This window comes from Luteibacter sp. dw_328, assembly GCF_018449605.1.
In the GTDB taxonomy this organism is placed as follows: Bacteria; Pseudomonadota; Gammaproteobacteria; order Xanthomonadales; family Rhodanobacteraceae; genus Luteibacter.
In genome coordinates, this window is sequence record NZ_JAAVUW010000005.1 from 203,483 (window position 1) to 219,495 (window position 16,013).

The following is a 16,013-nucleotide window of genomic DNA, read 5'->3' on the forward strand; positions in this document are numbered from 1 at the left end:
GCGATCACTCGCGACGCGAGCGCGCCTTGGCCCGGGGCCGCTTACCGATGGTGGCGGCCTGCGGAACATCCCTGGGCATCGCGGCGGCGCCATGACCGAGCTGCTCCAGCGATGAGAGATCGTCGACATAGGACACGAAGTGCTGGAGATAGCCCGGCGAGAGATCGCGCATGAGCGCGATCGAGCGATGGACCAAGGCACTCGAGTTGAGCGGACCCGCGTTCTCCGGTGCGTGTTCGAGAGACTGACGCAGCTGGCTCTCGGTGCGCATGCGCGACCAGAGCTTCTGGAACTGATCGAGCGCCGCCAGCTCGGGATACGACGACGACGAGCGGGCGACGATTTCGTCGGCGAGACGTCCGAGCGGCCCACGATCAGGGCGCATGGGGCGTCACGTTGGTGGACGACGGCTTCGGAATCGGCGCGATCTCCACGCGGCGGTTCTTCGCGCGGCCTTCGTCGCTATCGTTCGCACTCACCGGCTGCTCCGAACCGAAGGCGGCCGCGAAAACCGATGGCGCCGGCACGCCATCCGCGATCAGTGCGCGCGTGACCGTGAGGGCACGCTGCGCCGAGAGTTCCCAGTTATCGGTGAAATGACGGTTGCTGTCGTGCACCTGCTGGTCGTCGGTGAAGCCGCTGACCATCAGGACCTCATCGCGCGTCGTGAGGTAGTTCGACAACGGGCCGGCAAGGCTCTTCAATACCTCGCGGCCTTCCGGCTGCAATTGATCGGAATTGAGCGCGAACAACACACTGCCACGAATGCCGATGCGCCCGTTGACCAGCGTGACGCGCCCGGCCGCCAGTGGCGCGGCCAGCGCCTGTTCCAGCGTCATGCGACGCTGCGCTTCGGCCTGTCGCTGCTTCACCTCTTCGTCCAGCCGATGCGACAGCTGCAGCTGCACGCCGATCACGCCGACGAGGATGAGCACGAAAGCGCCCAGCAGTACCGACATCAGGTCGCCAAAGGCGGCCCAGATCGGCGCGACCGATTCGCCTTCGAACTCGATATCGTCGCTCATGCCGTTTCCGTCCCGACGGAGGCGCGCTGGCGAGCGAGTTGCTGCATTTCTTCGATGATCTGCTTCTGCGAGAGCATGCTGAGGTCAACGACTTCGCGCGCCTGGGCCACGTAGTACGCCAGCTGCTCGTCGCTACGCGCGAGCGAGTTGTCCAACGCGGTGGCGATGACGGCAAGGCGCTCCATGAGCGCCTCGTTGGATTGGCCGAACAACTGCACGCCGCTACTGAAGGCCTCGCCGAGGCTTGCCACATCGGTCGCGCTGCCCGCGATCTGCGTTCCCACGACCTCGAGCTTGCCGGTCTCGGCTTCGATGTGGTCGGTGAATCGCGTGCTGACGCGCTCCAGCAAATCCGCCGACGTGGTGACCAGTGCGTCCACGGCCACGCGCTGCTCGGTGGAGGCGTGATTCACCGCCTCAAGCAGGGTTTCCAGCGTGGCGAGCAGGCGGCTGCGCTCCTCGAGCATAGCGGTGTCGCGGACCATGCTGTCAGAAAGCTTCTGGCGCAACTCGGCGACGATGTCGGCCGCGGCCTTGGGTGCTTCCGATGCGGCGTCGACGAGGCGGGAGATCTCGGCGATGGTTTCGTTCGCGTGCGCCTGGGTCTGCGTGGCGATGTCGCCTGCCGTGCGCGCCAGCGTGTCGCAGATGTCCTGCTGACGAGCGGCGACGCTCTCTCCGGCCTGCTCCCAGTGCGCGTCGAGTGCGGCGACCATCGCGGCGAGCGAGTCGGCCCAGGTCGTGAGGCGCTCGGCGTCACCGGCCTGCAGTTTCGCCTGCAGATCTTCGTGCGAAGCCTGCACGACGCTGACCAACGACGACGCGTGTTTCTCGAATGCGGCCGATGCGGCGACGAGGGCCTGCTCATTGCGTGCGGCGAGCTCTTCGTGTGCGGTGCCCTGCTTTGCCAGCGCCTCGCTCCACGCGCCCGCGACCTGGCCGGCCGTCGTATCCAGGCGTATGGTGACGCCGTCGAGCAGGCTGATCGAGCGCTGCTCGAAGGTCTCGGCAAAGCGTTGCTGCGAGGCGCGCAGATCCCGCGCCAGCGTTTCGTTCGACTGCTGCTGCCCGGTGACAGCGTCCGTCCAGATATCCGCGACGGCGGCCGTGCTCGAGGCGAACGCGCTGGAAAGGCCTTCGAGCTGCTGCTGCACGGCCTGGGTGACGGTGTCATGCAGCGACGCCGTTTCCCGTGCGAGGCCGGCCATCGTGGATTCCATGACCGGCTGAAACGCTGCGCTCGCGGCGCGTGCGCTCTCGGTCACACTGTCCTTGAGCGACTGTTCCACTGACAACGCGAGCTTCGCGTAGATCTCGCCCGTCGATACATGGAATGCTTCCTGGGCGGCACGCTGCCGCTCGCTCGCATGCTGGCTGTGTTGCTCGATGCCGGCCATCATCGTCTGCAGGCGATCGATCAGTGTCGGCATCACCTCGGTCTGCTGTTGCAGGAGCTTGAATGCTTCCTCGCGCTGATGGGTCTGCGAGTAAATGCGCAGCGTGGTCGCGATCTTTACGTCCAGCAGTTGCACGGTTTCCAGTCGCTCGCGGCGGCAAAGCGCGGACAGCAGCCCCAACATCGCCGAGGTAGCGACACCGGCGATGGAGGTGCCAAACGCAAAGCCGAGTCCCTTCACGGGAGCGGCGAGCGATCCACGAATCGCCTGGAGATCGGTAGCGCTTTCCAGCGCCAGGCCGGTACCGCGGAGCGTGGCCATCATGCCCAACAGTGTGCCGAGCATGCCCAGCAGCACCAGCAAGCCGACCAGGTACGGCGTAAGCGACGGCGCAGGCAATGCCACGCGCTCACCTTCGACACGCAAGCGGACGGCATGGCGCAGGCTCGGGTGCAGGCGATCGAGAAAGCTGCCCAGGCTAGAAGGCGTGGCAGACAGATCGGCGACAGCATGCTGTAGCGTGCCTGTTGCCTGGCGATAACGATGCAGTTCAAGCGCACCCGCGATGTAGCAGGCGCCGATCAGCAGCGCGACGGCGGCACCCAGCGGGTTCGAGCCCACGTAGCCGACGCCGATCCAGCACACGGCGACGAGGCCGACGACGAACACTGCAAGGTTGAGAAAATTTCTGAACATGACTTTCCAGTTAGCTGGCACGAAGGGCTGCGAGCAAGCCTTCGACCGGTTGAAAACGAACGTCCAGTTCGGCGAGCAGTACGCTCTGCATGTCTTTGCGGAACACGTCCAGCCACAAGGCTGACGCGTCGGCGGGTGTGCCCTGGGTGCGCTGGCGCAGGCCATCGAAGTACTCGCCCAGGAGCGTGGGCACCTTACCCAGGAGGGATTGCTCGCGAGGGCTCAGCGCCAGCTCCATCACCGCGTCCACCTCCGCGAGCCGGGCCCTCTCGGGCGACCCCTGCGCGAGCATGTCGCGCAGGTTGCCCCTGAGGCTGCCCGTGGTCGCCTGGATCTTCCTTTGCAGGGCGATATAGCGCTGACGAAGCGGCGCGTAGTCGTTAGCGGCATCCAGGTTCGGCATGCCAAGGGCCTCCCGCTGCGCCGAGGTCAGGAAGGCGCGGTCGGTGTTGATGGCATGGACCAGCGCATCGTGCGAGCGCAGGCATTCGTCTTCCGCCGCCTGCCCGAAGGCCGGCACGTCATCGTCCGGTGCCGAAGGGTTGCCATCGAGCGCCGTCGACAAGGCGACCGCCTGCTTCCAGTCGAGCCAGTGGCTCAGCCGGTCCGGAAGGGAAGCACCGGATTGTGGGGCGTCGACGTCGGTGAGGCGGGTCAGCAGGCGAATGAACGCCGGGCCCCGGACCGTCGACCGTTGAGGTGCTGCTTGCACGCTTTGACCGGCTAAAAGACGACCATTTTACACGCGAACGCAGGCAAGGCCGTTGCACGTCGATGGCCGCCGGGTCTCAGATGCCGCGGGAATATCAGTGCGCCTGAGAATGGGGTGGCCGGCGCTCAGGCGCCCGTCGGGCGGGGGTTGGCCGGCTGGGCCCCGTGACCTTCACGAGGACGCATCGCCACACGGACGAGATAGATCACGATGAGCACGTTGGCCACCAGGATGGCCAGCTTCAGCCAGCTGAAACGCTCGAAGCATTCGTAGATCTCGACCGGAACGAGCGAGCCGGTGGCAATGACGGTAAACCACTCCGCCCAGTACTTCCGCAGCCACAGGCCGATCCCCTCGGTGGCAAAGATCGCCGCGTACACCAACGCCACGATGCCGACAGCGACGAACTTGGCTGGGCCCATGCCCTCGAGCAGGTGCACCAGGCTCCAGCGCATGCCGTTGCTTTCGGTCAATTGCAGGTGTTCCAGCCACTGCACGAGGTGCTGGAAGCTCTCCTGCTCATCCAGGCGGAACGCCGCGATGGCGATGAAAATCAGCCCGATGGTCTTGACCGCCTTGTAGACCGCAATGATGCGGAGGCCGGCGGGGTAGTGGGGCGTCGCTTCCGGATCGGTCGATGTGCTGTCAGGGGCCATGCTGCCGATCTTAGTAGACAAGGAGGTGCATTCGGTACAAGCCGCGGCCGGGTCCCAGACATAGCCTCGACACGGGCCGGACTAGCTTGCAGCGTCCGCCCGCGAGCGAACTTCATCCCTCCCATCGAGACAGCCGCCCATGAGCTACCGTCCCGTACCGCGTCGCTCCGTCCTGGCCAACGCCATCTACGGCCTCCTCAATCCCATTCCCTTCGGCTTCTTCGTCGCCGCGCTGATCTTCGATGTCGTCTACAGCCGTAGCGGCGAGATCCTCTGGATGAAGGCCGCCGCGTGGCTCATCGCCATCGGCCTGGTGTTCGCCATCATCCCGCGCGTGGTCAACCTCGTGCAGGTGTGGATCACCTCCCGGCGCAGCACGGTCGCCGCCGAACGGCTGGATTTCTGGCTGAACCTGCTGGCCATCATCGTTGCCGTCATCAATGCCTTCGTGCACAGCCGCGACGCGTATGCGGTGATGCCCGCAGGCGTCTGGCTTTCCGCCCTGACGGTCCTGCTCCTGGCCATTTCGCACATCGTCATTGCCGTGCAGCCGACCGCTCCTGGGAGCCTCGTCCATGAATAAGACCCTTTATCGCAGCGTGCTGGCCATCGCCTGCGTGGCCGTCCTTGCCGGCTGTGACGAGAAAGCGTCGTTGCAGCCCGACCAGCAGTCGGGCGACAACCCGCCCCTGCCCAAGGCGCAGAGCTTCCTCGTGCCGCCCATGCAGGTGCCCGACAAGGCAGGCTGGAAACAGGGCCAGACCCCGACGGTCGCGCCCGGCCTGAAGATCGAAGCCATGGCCGCCGGCCTGATGCACCCGCGCCAGCTTTATGTGCTGCCCAACGACGACGTGCTCGTCGTGGAGTCCAACGGTCCGGGCACGGAACCGCTGACCACACCCAAGCAGCTCTTCGCCGGCATGGTGAAGAACCAGTCGGGCAAGGGGGGCAAGGGCGGCAATCGCATCACCCTGCTGCGCAAGAACGCGAGCGGTGGATGGGACAAGCACATCTTCATCGAGAACCTGAATTCGCCCTTCGGCCTGCAGCTGATTGGCGACACGCTCTATGTCGCCAACACCGATGGCATCGTGAAGTTTCCTTATGTGACCGGGGAAACCGAGATCAAGACGCCCGGCGTCGGTTTCACGGACCTGCCGAACACCATCAACCACCACTGGACCAAGTCGCTCCTGGCCAGCCCGGATGGCACCAAGCTCTACGTGGGCGTGGGCTCCAACAGCAACATCACCGAGAACGGCCTTGCCGTGGAATACCGCCGCGCGGACATCCTCGAAGTGGATGTCGCGACGGGCGCGAGCCGCATCTATGCGTCGGGGCTGCGCAATCCGACCGGACTGCAATGGGAGCCCTCCACCGGCAAGCTCTGGGCCATTGTGAACGAGCGCGACGAGATCGGCGCCGACCTCGTGCCGGACTACATGACCTCGGTACAGGAAGGCGCGTTCTACGGCTGGCCCTATAGCTACTACGGCCAGAACGTGGACAGCCGCGTCAAACCGCAGCGCCCCGACATGGTCGCCAAGGCGATCAAGCCCGACTATGCGATCGGCTCGCATGTCGCGCCACTGGGCCTGCTGATGTCGGCCAGCAACGGGCTCCCGGCGAACTACCAGGGCGGCGCCTTCATCGGCGAACACGGCAGCTGGGATCGCTCACCGCTGAGCGGTTACGAGGTGGTCTTCGTGGCGTTCAAGGACGGCACGCCGGTCGGCAAACCCGTGTCCGTGGTCAGCGGCTTCTACTCCAAGGATGAGAAGCAACTCTTCGGCGCCCCCGTGGGCCTGGTGCAGGACAAGGAAGGGGCGATCCTGGTCGCGGACGATGTCGGCGATACGGTCTGGCGCGTGACGGCGGCCGCCGCGAAATAGGCGGTACAGGCCGTTGTAGGAGCCGATTCATCGGCGATAAGGCCGCGCTACGTAGCCGTGCCTTATCGCCGATGAATCGGCTCCTACAAAGAGCTGACGTTTACTCTCTCTGCGGGAGCCGCTTCAGCGGCGATAGCCGGGTTGCCCCGAACCCCATCGCCGGCAAAGCCGGCTCCCACAAAACTCAGGCTGTTACCTGGCGTTCTTTTTCTTTTCGTCCTTGATGGCTTTCTTTTCTTTCATCGTCTTTTCCGGCTTTTTCTTGTCGCTCTTCTTTGAATCCAGGCCCTTGCTCATATCGCCTCCTCAGTCAGGGTTACCACGCGTGTCGCGCGCCTGACGCAAGATTACGCCAATCCGCGGTATCGCAGCGCGTCGACGAAGAGCGTAAGTGCTGACGACATGTGCCGACGATTGGGGTAATAGAGGTGGTAACCCGGGAACGGGGCACACCAGTCCTCCAGCACGGCAATCAACTCTCCGGCCTCGATGTGTGACCGGGCCATATCTTCCGGTACCCAGGCCAGTCCCAGGCCGTCCCGCGCCGCCCGCAGGATGTGCGCCGTGCTGTTGAGGGTCAATTGGCCTTCGACGCGAACCTTGATCTCGCGGCCCTCCTTCTCGAACTCCCAGGGGAACAAGGTGCCGTAGGTGGGCAGACGGATGTTGATGCAGTTATGCGCGGTGAGGTCTTGCGGCACGGTCGGCCGGGAACGTCGTTCGAAATACGACGGCGCGGCGACCACCACCATCCGGAAGTCCGGACCGACGCGTACCGCGATCATGCCGTTGCCGACCTGCTCGCCCAGACGGATACCGAAGTCGTAGCGTTCGGCGACGATGTCGACCAGTTCGTTGTTGGCGGATACCTCGACCTGGATATCCGGGTAGCGCGGCAGGAAGGTCGCCAGCATCGGTTCGAGCACGGCTTCCACGGCGTGTACCGAGGTGCTGATGCGGATTGCCCCGGCCGGTTTCTCGCGGAACGAACTCAAACCCGTCAGCTCCGCCTCGATGTCATCGAACATCGGGCCGATGCTGGTGACCAGCCGTTGCCCTGCTTCCGTCGTCGATACGCTGCGCGTGGTGCGGGCGAGCAGGCGCACGCCGAGGCGGCCCTCGAGTTTGCGGATGGTGTGGCTAAGCGCCGACTGGGTGGTGTCCAGTTTCGCGGCCGCGCGGGTGAAGCTGCCTTCCCGGGCAACGGCAAGGAAAGCGACGAGGTCGTGGAGATCCTTGCGCATGACACGTGAAACCCACTCATGAATGGCGCAGGGATTTTAGCATCCGGAACACCTGTGCCGGGCTACAGCGAGGAATCGCCCCATTCCGGCACCCCCCTGGGGCTCGATTCATGAATTCTGGCTATGAGACCAAGCCGGTTTAACCGGCTATTCGCGTGAGCACCGGGCCCCTAGATTGGTCAGCTCACAGAGGACACGACATGCAGACACGCAAACTCGGATCGACCGGCCTCGAAGTTTCCGCCATCGGCCTCGGCTGCATGGGACTGAGCTTCGGCTACGGCCCCGCCACCGAACGCGAACCGGCCATCGCCCTGATCCGGGCGGCGGTCGAGCGCGGGGTAACCTTCTTCGATACGGCCGAGGTCTACGGCCCGTTCACCAACGAGGAAGTCGTTGGCGAGGCACTCGCCCCCTTCCGCGACAAGGTAGTGATCGCCACCAAGTTCGGCTTCGACGTTGGCGGCGTGCCAGGCGCACTCAATAGTCGCCCCGAACACATCAGGGCCGTTGCCGAGGCCTCGTTGAAGCGCCTGCGCACCGATGTGATCGACCTGTTCTACCAGCATCGCGTCGACCCGTCCGTACCCATCGAAGAGGTGGCCGGCGCGGTCAAGGACCTGATCGCCGAAGGCAAGGTGAAGCACTTCGGCCTGTCGGAAGCGGGCGTACAGACCATCCGCCGCGCTCACGCCGTGCAGCCTGTGGCGGCCCTGCAGAGCGAATACTCGCTGTTCTGGCGGGAGCCGGAAGCCGAAGTGATGCCGACCCTGGAAGAACTCGGCATCGGCTTCGTTCCTTTCAGCCCGCTGGGCAAGGGCTTTCTTACCGGCAAGATCGACGCCGATACGAGCTTCGACAGCAAGGACTTCCGAAACAGCGTGCCGCGTTTCTCTGCGGAGTCGCGCAAGGCGAATCAGGCACTCGTCGATCTGCTGGGTAGCATCGCAAACGCGAAGCACGTCACGCCGGCACAGATCGCGCTCGCCTGGCTGCTGCACCAGAAGCCATGGATCGCGCCGATTCCGGGCACGACCAAGCTGCATCGACTGGAAGAGAACCTCGGTGCGGCCGACCTCGCACTCAGCGACGAGGATCTGCGCGACATCCACGACTCGGTCTCGAAGATTCCGCTGCAGGGAGAGCGTTATCCGGCCCACCTGCAGGCGCTCGTCGGCCGCTGAGTTCTACCGCACTGCAGCTTGAGCGGTTCGGCCACCCGGCTACACTCGGGAGATCACAGGTGTCCTGTCGTCGCTTACGCGGCGCGCAGGGTGAAACGGGAAGCCGGTGCGGATCGCGAGATCCTATTCCGGCGCTGCCCCCGCAACGGTAAGCGAGAACACCCGACGAGAGACCACTGCGCTAGCGCGGGAAGGTGTCGGGGTGGTGCGGTACGCATCGCTCGCAAGCCCGGAGACCGGCCTGTGCAGGCGCCTTAGGGTGCCTCCTCGGGTGTTGCGGCGGGCAACCGGACGGGCTGATACGGCGCGGCCACCCGCTGCTCCGGGTCCTCTTGTCTGCTCCGCAGCACCCATTTCGCGGGTGAGCGTACGGAGCAGGACCATGAACAAGCTGGACTCAGTTGCGGCCGATGTCGCGACCGTAAAGTTGCTGATCGACGGCGTCTTCGTCGAATCCCGAACCACCGAATGGCGCGATGTCGTCAATCCCGCCTCACAGGCCATCCTCGCGCGCGTGCCATTCGCCACGGCTGACGAGGTGAACGCTGCCGTTGCCGCCGCCACGCAAGCGTTCAAGACCTGGCGCAAGACGCCCATCGGCGTACGCGCGCGTATCTTCCTCAAGTACCAGCAACTGATTCGCGAGCACATGGGCGAGCTGGCCGCCCTGCTCAGCGCCGAACAGGGCAAGACCCTTCCCGACGCGGAAGGCGACGTGTTCCGCGGCCTCGAAGTGGTCGAGCACGCGGCCGCCATCGGCAACCTGCAGCTAGGCGAACTCGCCAACAACGTGGCCGGCGGCGTCGACACCTACACTCTCCTGCAGCCGATTGGTGTCTGCGCGGGTATCACGCCGTTCAATTTCCCCGCGATGATTCCGCTGTGGATGTTCCCGATGGCGATCGCCACCGGCAACACCTTCGTGCTGAAGCCGTCCGAGCAGGACCCGATGGTGACGATGCGCCTGGTGGAACTGGCGCTCGAAGCCGGCGTCCCGAAGGGCGTACTCAACGTGGTGCACGGCGGCGAAGACGTGGTCAACGCGATTTGCGACCACGCCGATATCAAGGCGGTGTCCTTCGTCGGCTCCACGCGCGTCGGCACGCACGTCTATCACCGTGCATCGCAGACCGGCAAGCGGGTGCAGTGCATGATGGGCGCGAAGAACCACGCCGTGGTGCTGCCCGATGCCAACAAGGAGCAGACGCTCAACGCGCTCGCGGGCGCGGCGTTCGGCGCGGCGGGGCAGCGTTGCATGGCGGCTTCGACCGCGGTGCTCGTCGGCGAGTCGCAATTCTGGATAGCCGACCTCGTAACCAAGGCGAAGACGCTGAAGGTCGGCGCAGGCAACGCCGCCGATACCGATGTCGGCCCGCTGATTTCCTGTGCGGCGCGCGAGCGCGTCGAGGCCTTTATTGCCTCGGGTATCGAGCAAGGCGCCATCCTCGAGCTCGATGGCCGCAAACCGCGGGTGCCGGGCTTCGAGGACGGCAACTTCGTCGGTCCGACCATCTTTTCCGGCGTGCGACCCGGCATGCGCATCTACGACGAGGAAATCTTCGGGCCGGTGCTGGTCATCCTCGCCGCCGACTCGCTCGACGACGCGATCGCGCTGGTCAACGCCAATCCGAACGGTAACGGCACGGCCGTGTTCACCCAGTCCGGTGCCGCTGCGCGTCGCTTCCAGGAAGACATCGACGTGGGCCAGGTGGGTATCAACGTGCCCATTCCCGTCCCGGTACCGCTGTTCTCCTTCACCGGCTCGCGCGCCTCGAAGCTGGGCGACCTCGGCCCCTACGGCAAGCAGGTCGTCATGTTCTATACCCAGACCAAGACGGTGACACAGCGCTGGTTCGACGACGACACGCTGCACGTCGGCGTCAACACCACCATCAGTCTCAAGTGATGGCCGCGGTCATGGATATTCCCCGGACACCACCGCCACAAACGGACCTGAGCGAAGACCAGCTCGCGTTTCGCGATGCCGCGCACGCCTTCGCCCTGGCCGAGCTTGCGCCACATGCGGCGCGCTGGGACGCAGAGAGCGAGTTCCCGCGTGAGGCGATAAGCAGGGCTGGCGACCTTGGTTTCTGCGGCCTTTACGTTGACGAAAAGGCCGGTGGCACGGGGCTCACGCGCCTGGATGCGACCATCGTCTTCGAGGAACTCGCTGCCATCGATCCCTCGACGGCCGCCTTCATCAGCATCCACAACATGGCCACCTGGATGCTTACCGCACACGCGACGCCGGCGCTACGCGACACATGGGGACCGCTTCTCGCCAGCGGCACGAAGCTGGCGTCGTATTGCCTCACCGAGCCGGGCGCCGGCTCGGATGCCGGGTCATTGAAAACCCGGGCCGAGCGTGACGGTGACTCGTATGTGATCAGCGGCAACAAGGCGTTTATCTCCGGCGCCGGAGCGACGGACATGCTGGTGGTGATGGCACGCACCAGTGAAGGCGGCGCACGCGGCATAAGTGCCTTCGCGGTGCCGGCGTATTCTCAGGGTATCGGCTATGGGCGCAATGAGGAGAAGCTGGGCTGGCACAGTCAACCGACGCGAAGCGTGAGCTTCGACGGCGTGCGTATTCCCGCGGACCATCGGCTGGGTGCCGAAGGCGAAGGTTTCAAGATCGCGATGAAGGGGCTCGATGGCGGGCGCCTGAACATCGCTGCATGCTCGCTCGGCGCCGCCCAGGGCGCACTGGATGCAGCCCGTCGCTACATGGGCGAGCGCAAGCAGTTCGGCAAGAAGCTGGGGGAATTCCAGGCCTTGCAGTTCAAACTTGCCGACATGGCCACGCAGCTCGTCGCCGCACGCCAGATGGTGCATACGGCGGCACGCAAGCTGGATGCCGGCAGCAGCGATGCGACCGTATGGTGTGCGATGGCCAAGCGCTTCGCCACGGACGCCGGTTTCACCATCTGCAACGATGCCCTACAGATTCATGGCGGCTATGGCTACATCCGCGAGTACCCGATCGAACGGCTGTTGCGCGATTCCCGCGTGCACCAGATCCTCGAGGGTACCAACGAAATCATGCGCGTTATCATCGCGCGTCACCTGCTCAATACCGAAGAGGAACTGCGATGAGCGACACCGCGACGCGCTACACCGGGCTTACGCTGGAGATCGACGGCCACGTGGCCATCGTCACGCTGGCCAATGCCCCAGCCAACGCCTGGACCCGCGATAGCCTGGTCGCCTTGCGCCACCTCGTCCACGACCTCGACGCCAACCGCGATATCTATGCGCTGGTGGTCACGGGCGAAGGCGAGAAGTTCTTCTCGGCCGGCGCCGACCTCAAACAGTTCGCCGATGGCGACAAGGCCGTGGCGCGAGAAGCCGCTCGCCGCTTCGGCGAAGCGTTCGAGGCCTTGTCCGCCTTCCGTGGGGTGAGCATCGCAGCGATCAACGGTTACGCCATGGGCGGCGGTCTCGAATGCGCCCTCGCCTGCGACCTGCGCATCGCCGAGGAACAGGCTCAACTGGCGTTGCCCGAAGCTGGCGTCGGATTACTGCCGTGTGCGGGTGGCACGCAGAACCTCGCGCGTCTGGTCGGCGAAGGCTGGGCCAAGCGAATGATCCTGCTGGGTGAGCGAGTGGATGCGGCAACGGCACTGCGCATCGGCCTGGTCGAAGACGTCGTGCCGAAAGGCGAATCGCGCGCTCGCGCCATCGCCTGGGCGCTGCAAGCCGGCAAGCAGAGTCCGACCAGCGTCGCGGCATGCAAACGGCTGGTCCAGGCCACGCGCACGCAAACCCACGCCACAGCCCTGGTCAGCGAACGCGAAGCCTTCGTGGATCTGTTCGACAGCCAGGACCAGAAGGAAGGTGTGCTCGCCTTTCTCGAAAAGCGCGCACCGACGTGGAAGAACGCATGAGCGACGTGACTCTCCCGCCCTCGGCCGAAGCGCCGGTGCTTTTCGAGGAACGTGTTGCCGGTAACGGCAAACGCATTGGCGTTGCCACGCTCAACGCACCGAAGACCCTCAACGGTCTTTCACTCGACATGGCACGGCTGCTCGACGAGCGGTTGCGCGCTTGGGCTGGCGACGAGGCCGTCGCCTTGGTCGTGCTGCAGGGCGCCGGTGAGAAAGCGTTCTGCGCGGGGGGCGACCTGCACAGCCTGTATCGGTCCATGCGCGACTACGAAGCCAGCGGTAGCGGCGACGTGAGGAACAACGCCTACGCCAGTGACTTCTTTTCGGTGGAGTACTGTCTCGACTACCTGATCCATACATATCCGAAGCCCATCCTTTGCTGGGGCCACGGTATCGTCATGGGCGGCGGCATCGGCTTGATGGCAGGCGCTAGCCACCGTGTGGTGACGGAGCGCTCGCGCCTCGCATTCCCGGAGATCACCATCGGCCTGTATCCGGACGTCGGCGGTAGTTTCCTGCTGCACCGGGTGGCGGAAAAGGCGGGCATTTTCCTTGCGCTCACAGGCGCGCCCCTGAACAGTGGCGACGCCATTCATGCCGGCCTCGCTGACGTGCAGCTACCGGCAGCCAGTCGCGATCATCTCGACGCCGCCCTGCTCCTTGCCGCATGGTCGGACGATAACCAGCGCAACGCGCACCTGCTCACGGAGGTGCTCGGGCGCTTCGCCGTGCCGCCGACGTCCGGTCCTTTGCAGGACCACCGCGCCGCGATCGCGTCTGCCTGTGCACACGGCGACCTCGGCATGGTCGTTGCCGCCATCCAGGCCATGCCAGGCGACGATCTATGGCTGGTCACGGCGAGGCAGACGCTGGACGCGGGTGCGCCCGGTTCCGCACGGCTGGCCTTTGAATTACAGCAGCGCGCTTCGCATCTGTCGCTGGCCGACACCTTCCGCCTCGAATACGTGGTCTCCCTGCGCTGCGCCGCCCACGGCGACTTCGCCGAAGGCATCCGCGCCTTGCTGATCGACAAGGACCGCACGCCGCGGTGGCGTCCGGCGACCCTGGCCGACGCGACGCCGACGTGGGTCGCACCCTTCTTCATTGCGCCCTGGAACGCCGGCGAGCATCCGCTGCGCGACCTGGGCAACGACACCGCTCCGAGGAATGAACGATGAGCCGCATCGCCTTTATCGGCCTGGGCAACATGGGTGGCCCGATGGCTGCCAACCTGCTCAAGGCCGGGCACACGCTGCATGTTTTCGACCTTGCCGCCGAGGCGGTTGCACAGGCCGTATCCCACGGCGCAACCGCCGCGAACACGGCAACGGACGCCGTGCAGGGCGCGGAGGTCGTGATCTCCATGCTGCCGGCCAGTCGCCATGTCGAAGGGCTGTACCTGGGTGAGTCCGGGCTGCTCCGGCACATTGCCGATGGCGCACTGGTGATCGACTGCAGCACGATCGCTCCCGCGTCGGCGCAGAAGGTCGCCAGGGCGGCTGGCGAACGTGGGCTGACCATGATCGATGCGCCGGTTTCCGGTGGCACGGCGGGTGCGGCAGCGGGCACGCTCACCTTCATCGTGGGCGGCGAGAGGGACGCGCTGGAGCGGGCGCGCCCCGTGCTGGCCAACATGGGCAAGAACATCTTCCACGTCGGCGCCAGCGGTGCGGGCCAGGTGGCCAAGCTGTGCAACAACATGGCGCTCGGGGTCATCATGGCGGTCACCGGCGAGGCGATCGCGCTCGGTGTCGCCCACGGACTGGACCCCGCCGTGTTGTCGCAGATGATGGCCGTGAGCACGGCCCGCAGCTGGGCCACCGAAGTCTGCAATCCCTGGCCGGGCGTTCTGGAGAACGCACCTGCCTCGCGCGGCTATACCGGCGGCTTCGGCAACGACCTCATGCTCAAGGATCTCGGGCTCGCGGCAGAGGCGGCGATGGGTGTGGGCGCATCGATTCCGCTCGGCGAACTCGCGCGCAATCTCTACGCCATGAACAGCCAGGCGGGTCATGGCGGGCTGGACTTCTCCAGCGTCGTGAAGCTCGTCGCAAAGCCCTGAGGACAGGGCGCTGGCGTGGCATGTGAGCCGATTAAACGATATATTCGGCTCATTCGATGAGCCGAATAGCATCGGTATTCGGCTCATCGGGTCAGAGAGAGGCGACATGACCGACCCCCAATGGATCTGGCAACACACTGACTGGCCGGCCTTTCGCTGGCACGGTGACGGTGTGCCAGCCCTTTTGCGAGCGTGCCAGTTGGCTCAGGGACGCCTACTGGGCGCGGTGGGTTCGGCCGGTGCCGAGGCGGGTCTCGAAACCGAATTGGATTCCCTCCTCCAGAACATCATCACGTCCTCCGCCATCGAGGGCGAGCCACTCAACGCGGCCTCGGTACGGTCATCGCTGGCAAGGCGACTCGGCCTCCAGGGTGAGGTGGATGGACGCAGCACGCCGCGCAGCGAGGGCCTGGCCGAGCTGATGCTTGACGCCACCCAGCACTACACGCAGCCGCTCGACCTCCCGCGGCTGTTTCATTGGCACCACCTGTTGTTTCCGGCGCGGGAGACATGGCTTCCGGTACGCATCCGTATCGGTGAGCTCCGGGGTGACGTGCCGATGCAAGTCATTTCCGGCCGCCTCGACAAGCCGACCGTGCACTTCGAGGCCCCGCCACGCGAGGGCCTGGACACCCAGGTCAACGCCTTTCTCGCATGGTTCGAGTCGAGTGCGCGGACATCGACGCTCGACCCACTCCTGCGCGCCGGCATTGCCCACTTCTGGTTCGTGACGCTACATCCCTTCGACGACGGCAACGGGCGACTTACGCGCGCGATCACCGATCTGGCACTTGCCCAGGCGGAACATCAGGCCATCCGCTTCTACACCATGTCGGCCAGCATTCTTGCCGACCGCTCCGGCTACTACCGCGTGCTCGAACAGAGCCAAAAGGGCGACCTCGACATCACGGAATGGCTGGTCTGGTTCCTGCAGACGTTGCTGAACAGCCTCGAGCAGGCACTGTTGCGCATCGACCGCGTGCTCGACAAGGCGCGGTTCTGGCGCGAGCACGGAGACCACGTGCTTACGGCGGAACAGCGCAAGGTGATCAATCGTCTGCTCGATGGTGGTGAACGCGGCTTCGCCAATGGCATCAACGCCTCGCAGTACCAGGCCGTGGCAAAAGTCTCGAAGGCCACGGCGACGCGTCACCTGGGCGACCTCACGGAAAAAGGTCTACTGCGCCGACTCCCCGGCGGGGGCCGCAGTACGCGCTACGAGATCGATTGGGCGGAGCGCTCGATGCGATGACGACGA

Annotated in this window: 15 protein-coding genes and 1 riboswitch; of the genes, 9 read left to right on the forward strand and 6 right to left on the reverse strand. The window is 65.2% G+C overall.

What is annotated here, in order from left to right; translation table 11 throughout:
* Positions 1–4: 4 nt before the first annotated feature.
* The 5 genes from HB634_RS13675 to HB634_RS13695 form a co-directional block, all read right to left on the reverse strand.
* Complete coding sequence (locus HB634_RS13675; RefSeq protein WP_213948943.1) at positions 5–385, reverse strand: DUF2894 domain-containing protein; 381 nt, start codon at positions 383–385, stop codon at positions 5–7.
* Positions 375–1,025: an OmpA family protein gene (locus HB634_RS13680; protein WP_063570574.1), complete on the reverse strand. Its 651-nt coding sequence runs from the start codon at positions 1,023–1,025 to the stop codon at positions 375–377. Before HB634_RS13680 ends, HB634_RS13675 begins: the two co-directional genes overlap by 11 nt.
* Entirely contained in the window at positions 1,022–3,118 is a 2,097-nt protein-coding gene (locus HB634_RS13685) for a DUF802 domain-containing protein (protein WP_213948944.1), read from the reverse strand. The genes HB634_RS13680 and HB634_RS13685 overlap by 4 nt, the downstream gene beginning before the upstream one ends.
* Before the next feature lie 10 nt (positions 3,119–3,128).
* Entirely contained in the window at positions 3,129–3,830 is a 702-nt protein-coding gene (locus HB634_RS13690) for a DUF3348 family protein (RefSeq protein WP_213948945.1), read from the reverse strand.
* Positions 3,831–3,955: 125 nt separating this feature from the next.
* Positions 3,956–4,507, reverse strand: coding sequence for a DUF2127 domain-containing protein (locus HB634_RS13695; protein ID WP_331709604.1), 552 nt, complete (start codon positions 4,505–4,507; stop codon positions 3,956–3,958).
* A gap of 118 nt (positions 4,508–4,625) precedes the next feature.
* On the opposite strand from HB634_RS13695, the gene HB634_RS13700 reads away from it, so the two are divergent.
* Both HB634_RS13700 and HB634_RS13705 read left to right on the forward strand, forming a co-directional pair.
* Positions 4,626–5,069, forward strand: a complete 444-nt coding sequence (locus tag HB634_RS13700) for a DUF2231 domain-containing protein (protein ID WP_063570578.1) — start codon at positions 4,626–4,628, stop codon at positions 5,067–5,069.
* Positions 5,062–6,378 carry a sorbosone dehydrogenase family protein gene (locus tag HB634_RS13705; RefSeq protein WP_213948946.1) on the forward strand — a complete coding sequence of 439 codons (1,317 nt, stop codon included), beginning with the start codon at positions 5,062–5,064 and terminating at the stop codon, positions 6,376–6,378. The genes HB634_RS13700 and HB634_RS13705 overlap by 8 nt, the downstream gene beginning before the upstream one ends.
* A gap of 347 nt (positions 6,379–6,725) precedes the next feature.
* On the opposite strand, the gene HB634_RS13710 is transcribed toward HB634_RS13705, so the two are convergent.
* On the reverse strand, positions 6,726–7,622 hold the full coding sequence (locus HB634_RS13710; protein WP_063574285.1) for a LysR family transcriptional regulator: 897 nt from the start codon (positions 7,620–7,622) through the stop codon (positions 6,726–6,728).
* 200 nt (positions 7,623–7,822) lie between these two features.
* Here HB634_RS13710 and HB634_RS13715 point away from each other — a divergent pair, with 200 nt between their 5' ends.
* The 7 genes from HB634_RS13715 to HB634_RS13745 all read left to right on the forward strand — a co-directional run bounded on the left by HB634_RS13715 (position 7,823) and on the right by HB634_RS13745 (position 16,007).
* A complete protein-coding gene (locus HB634_RS13715) occupies positions 7,823–8,806 on the forward strand; it encodes an aldo/keto reductase (protein WP_213948947.1) in 984 nt (327 codons plus the stop codon).
* Positions 8,807–8,846: 40 nt separating this feature from the next.
* Positions 8,847–9,066: riboswitch (cobalamin riboswitch) on the forward strand.
* Between the two features lie 122 nt (positions 9,067–9,188).
* Positions 9,189–10,712, forward strand: coding sequence for a CoA-acylating methylmalonate-semialdehyde dehydrogenase (locus HB634_RS13720; protein WP_213948948.1), 1,524 nt, complete (start codon positions 9,189–9,191; stop codon positions 10,710–10,712).
* A gap of 11 nt (positions 10,713–10,723) precedes the next feature.
* The gene (locus tag HB634_RS13725; protein ID WP_231873993.1) at positions 10,724–11,902 is read left to right on the forward strand and encodes an acyl-CoA dehydrogenase family protein; all 1,179 of its coding nucleotides are present in this window, start codon (positions 10,724–10,726) and stop codon (positions 11,900–11,902) included.
* The gene (locus HB634_RS13730; protein ID WP_213948949.1) at positions 11,899–12,693 is read left to right on the forward strand and encodes an enoyl-CoA hydratase; all 795 of its coding nucleotides are present in this window, start codon (positions 11,899–11,901) and stop codon (positions 12,691–12,693) included. The genes HB634_RS13725 and HB634_RS13730 overlap by 4 nt, the downstream gene beginning before the upstream one ends.
* Positions 12,690–13,871, forward strand: a complete 1,182-nt coding sequence (locus HB634_RS13735; protein ID WP_213948950.1) for an enoyl-CoA hydratase/isomerase family protein — start codon at positions 12,690–12,692, stop codon at positions 13,869–13,871. Before HB634_RS13730 ends, HB634_RS13735 begins: the two co-directional genes overlap by 4 nt.
* Positions 13,868–14,755 (forward strand): 3-hydroxyisobutyrate dehydrogenase, encoded by an 888-nt coding sequence (mmsB, locus tag HB634_RS13740; protein WP_213948951.1) that lies wholly within the window; start codon positions 13,868–13,870, stop codon positions 14,753–14,755. The genes HB634_RS13735 and mmsB overlap by 4 nt, the downstream gene beginning before the upstream one ends.
* Positions 14,756–14,861: 106 nt before the next feature.
* Positions 14,862–16,007: a Fic family protein gene (locus tag HB634_RS13745; RefSeq protein ID WP_213948952.1), complete on the forward strand. Its 1,146-nt coding sequence runs from the start codon at positions 14,862–14,864 to the stop codon at positions 16,005–16,007.
* Positions 16,008–16,013: the final 6 nt, after the last annotated feature.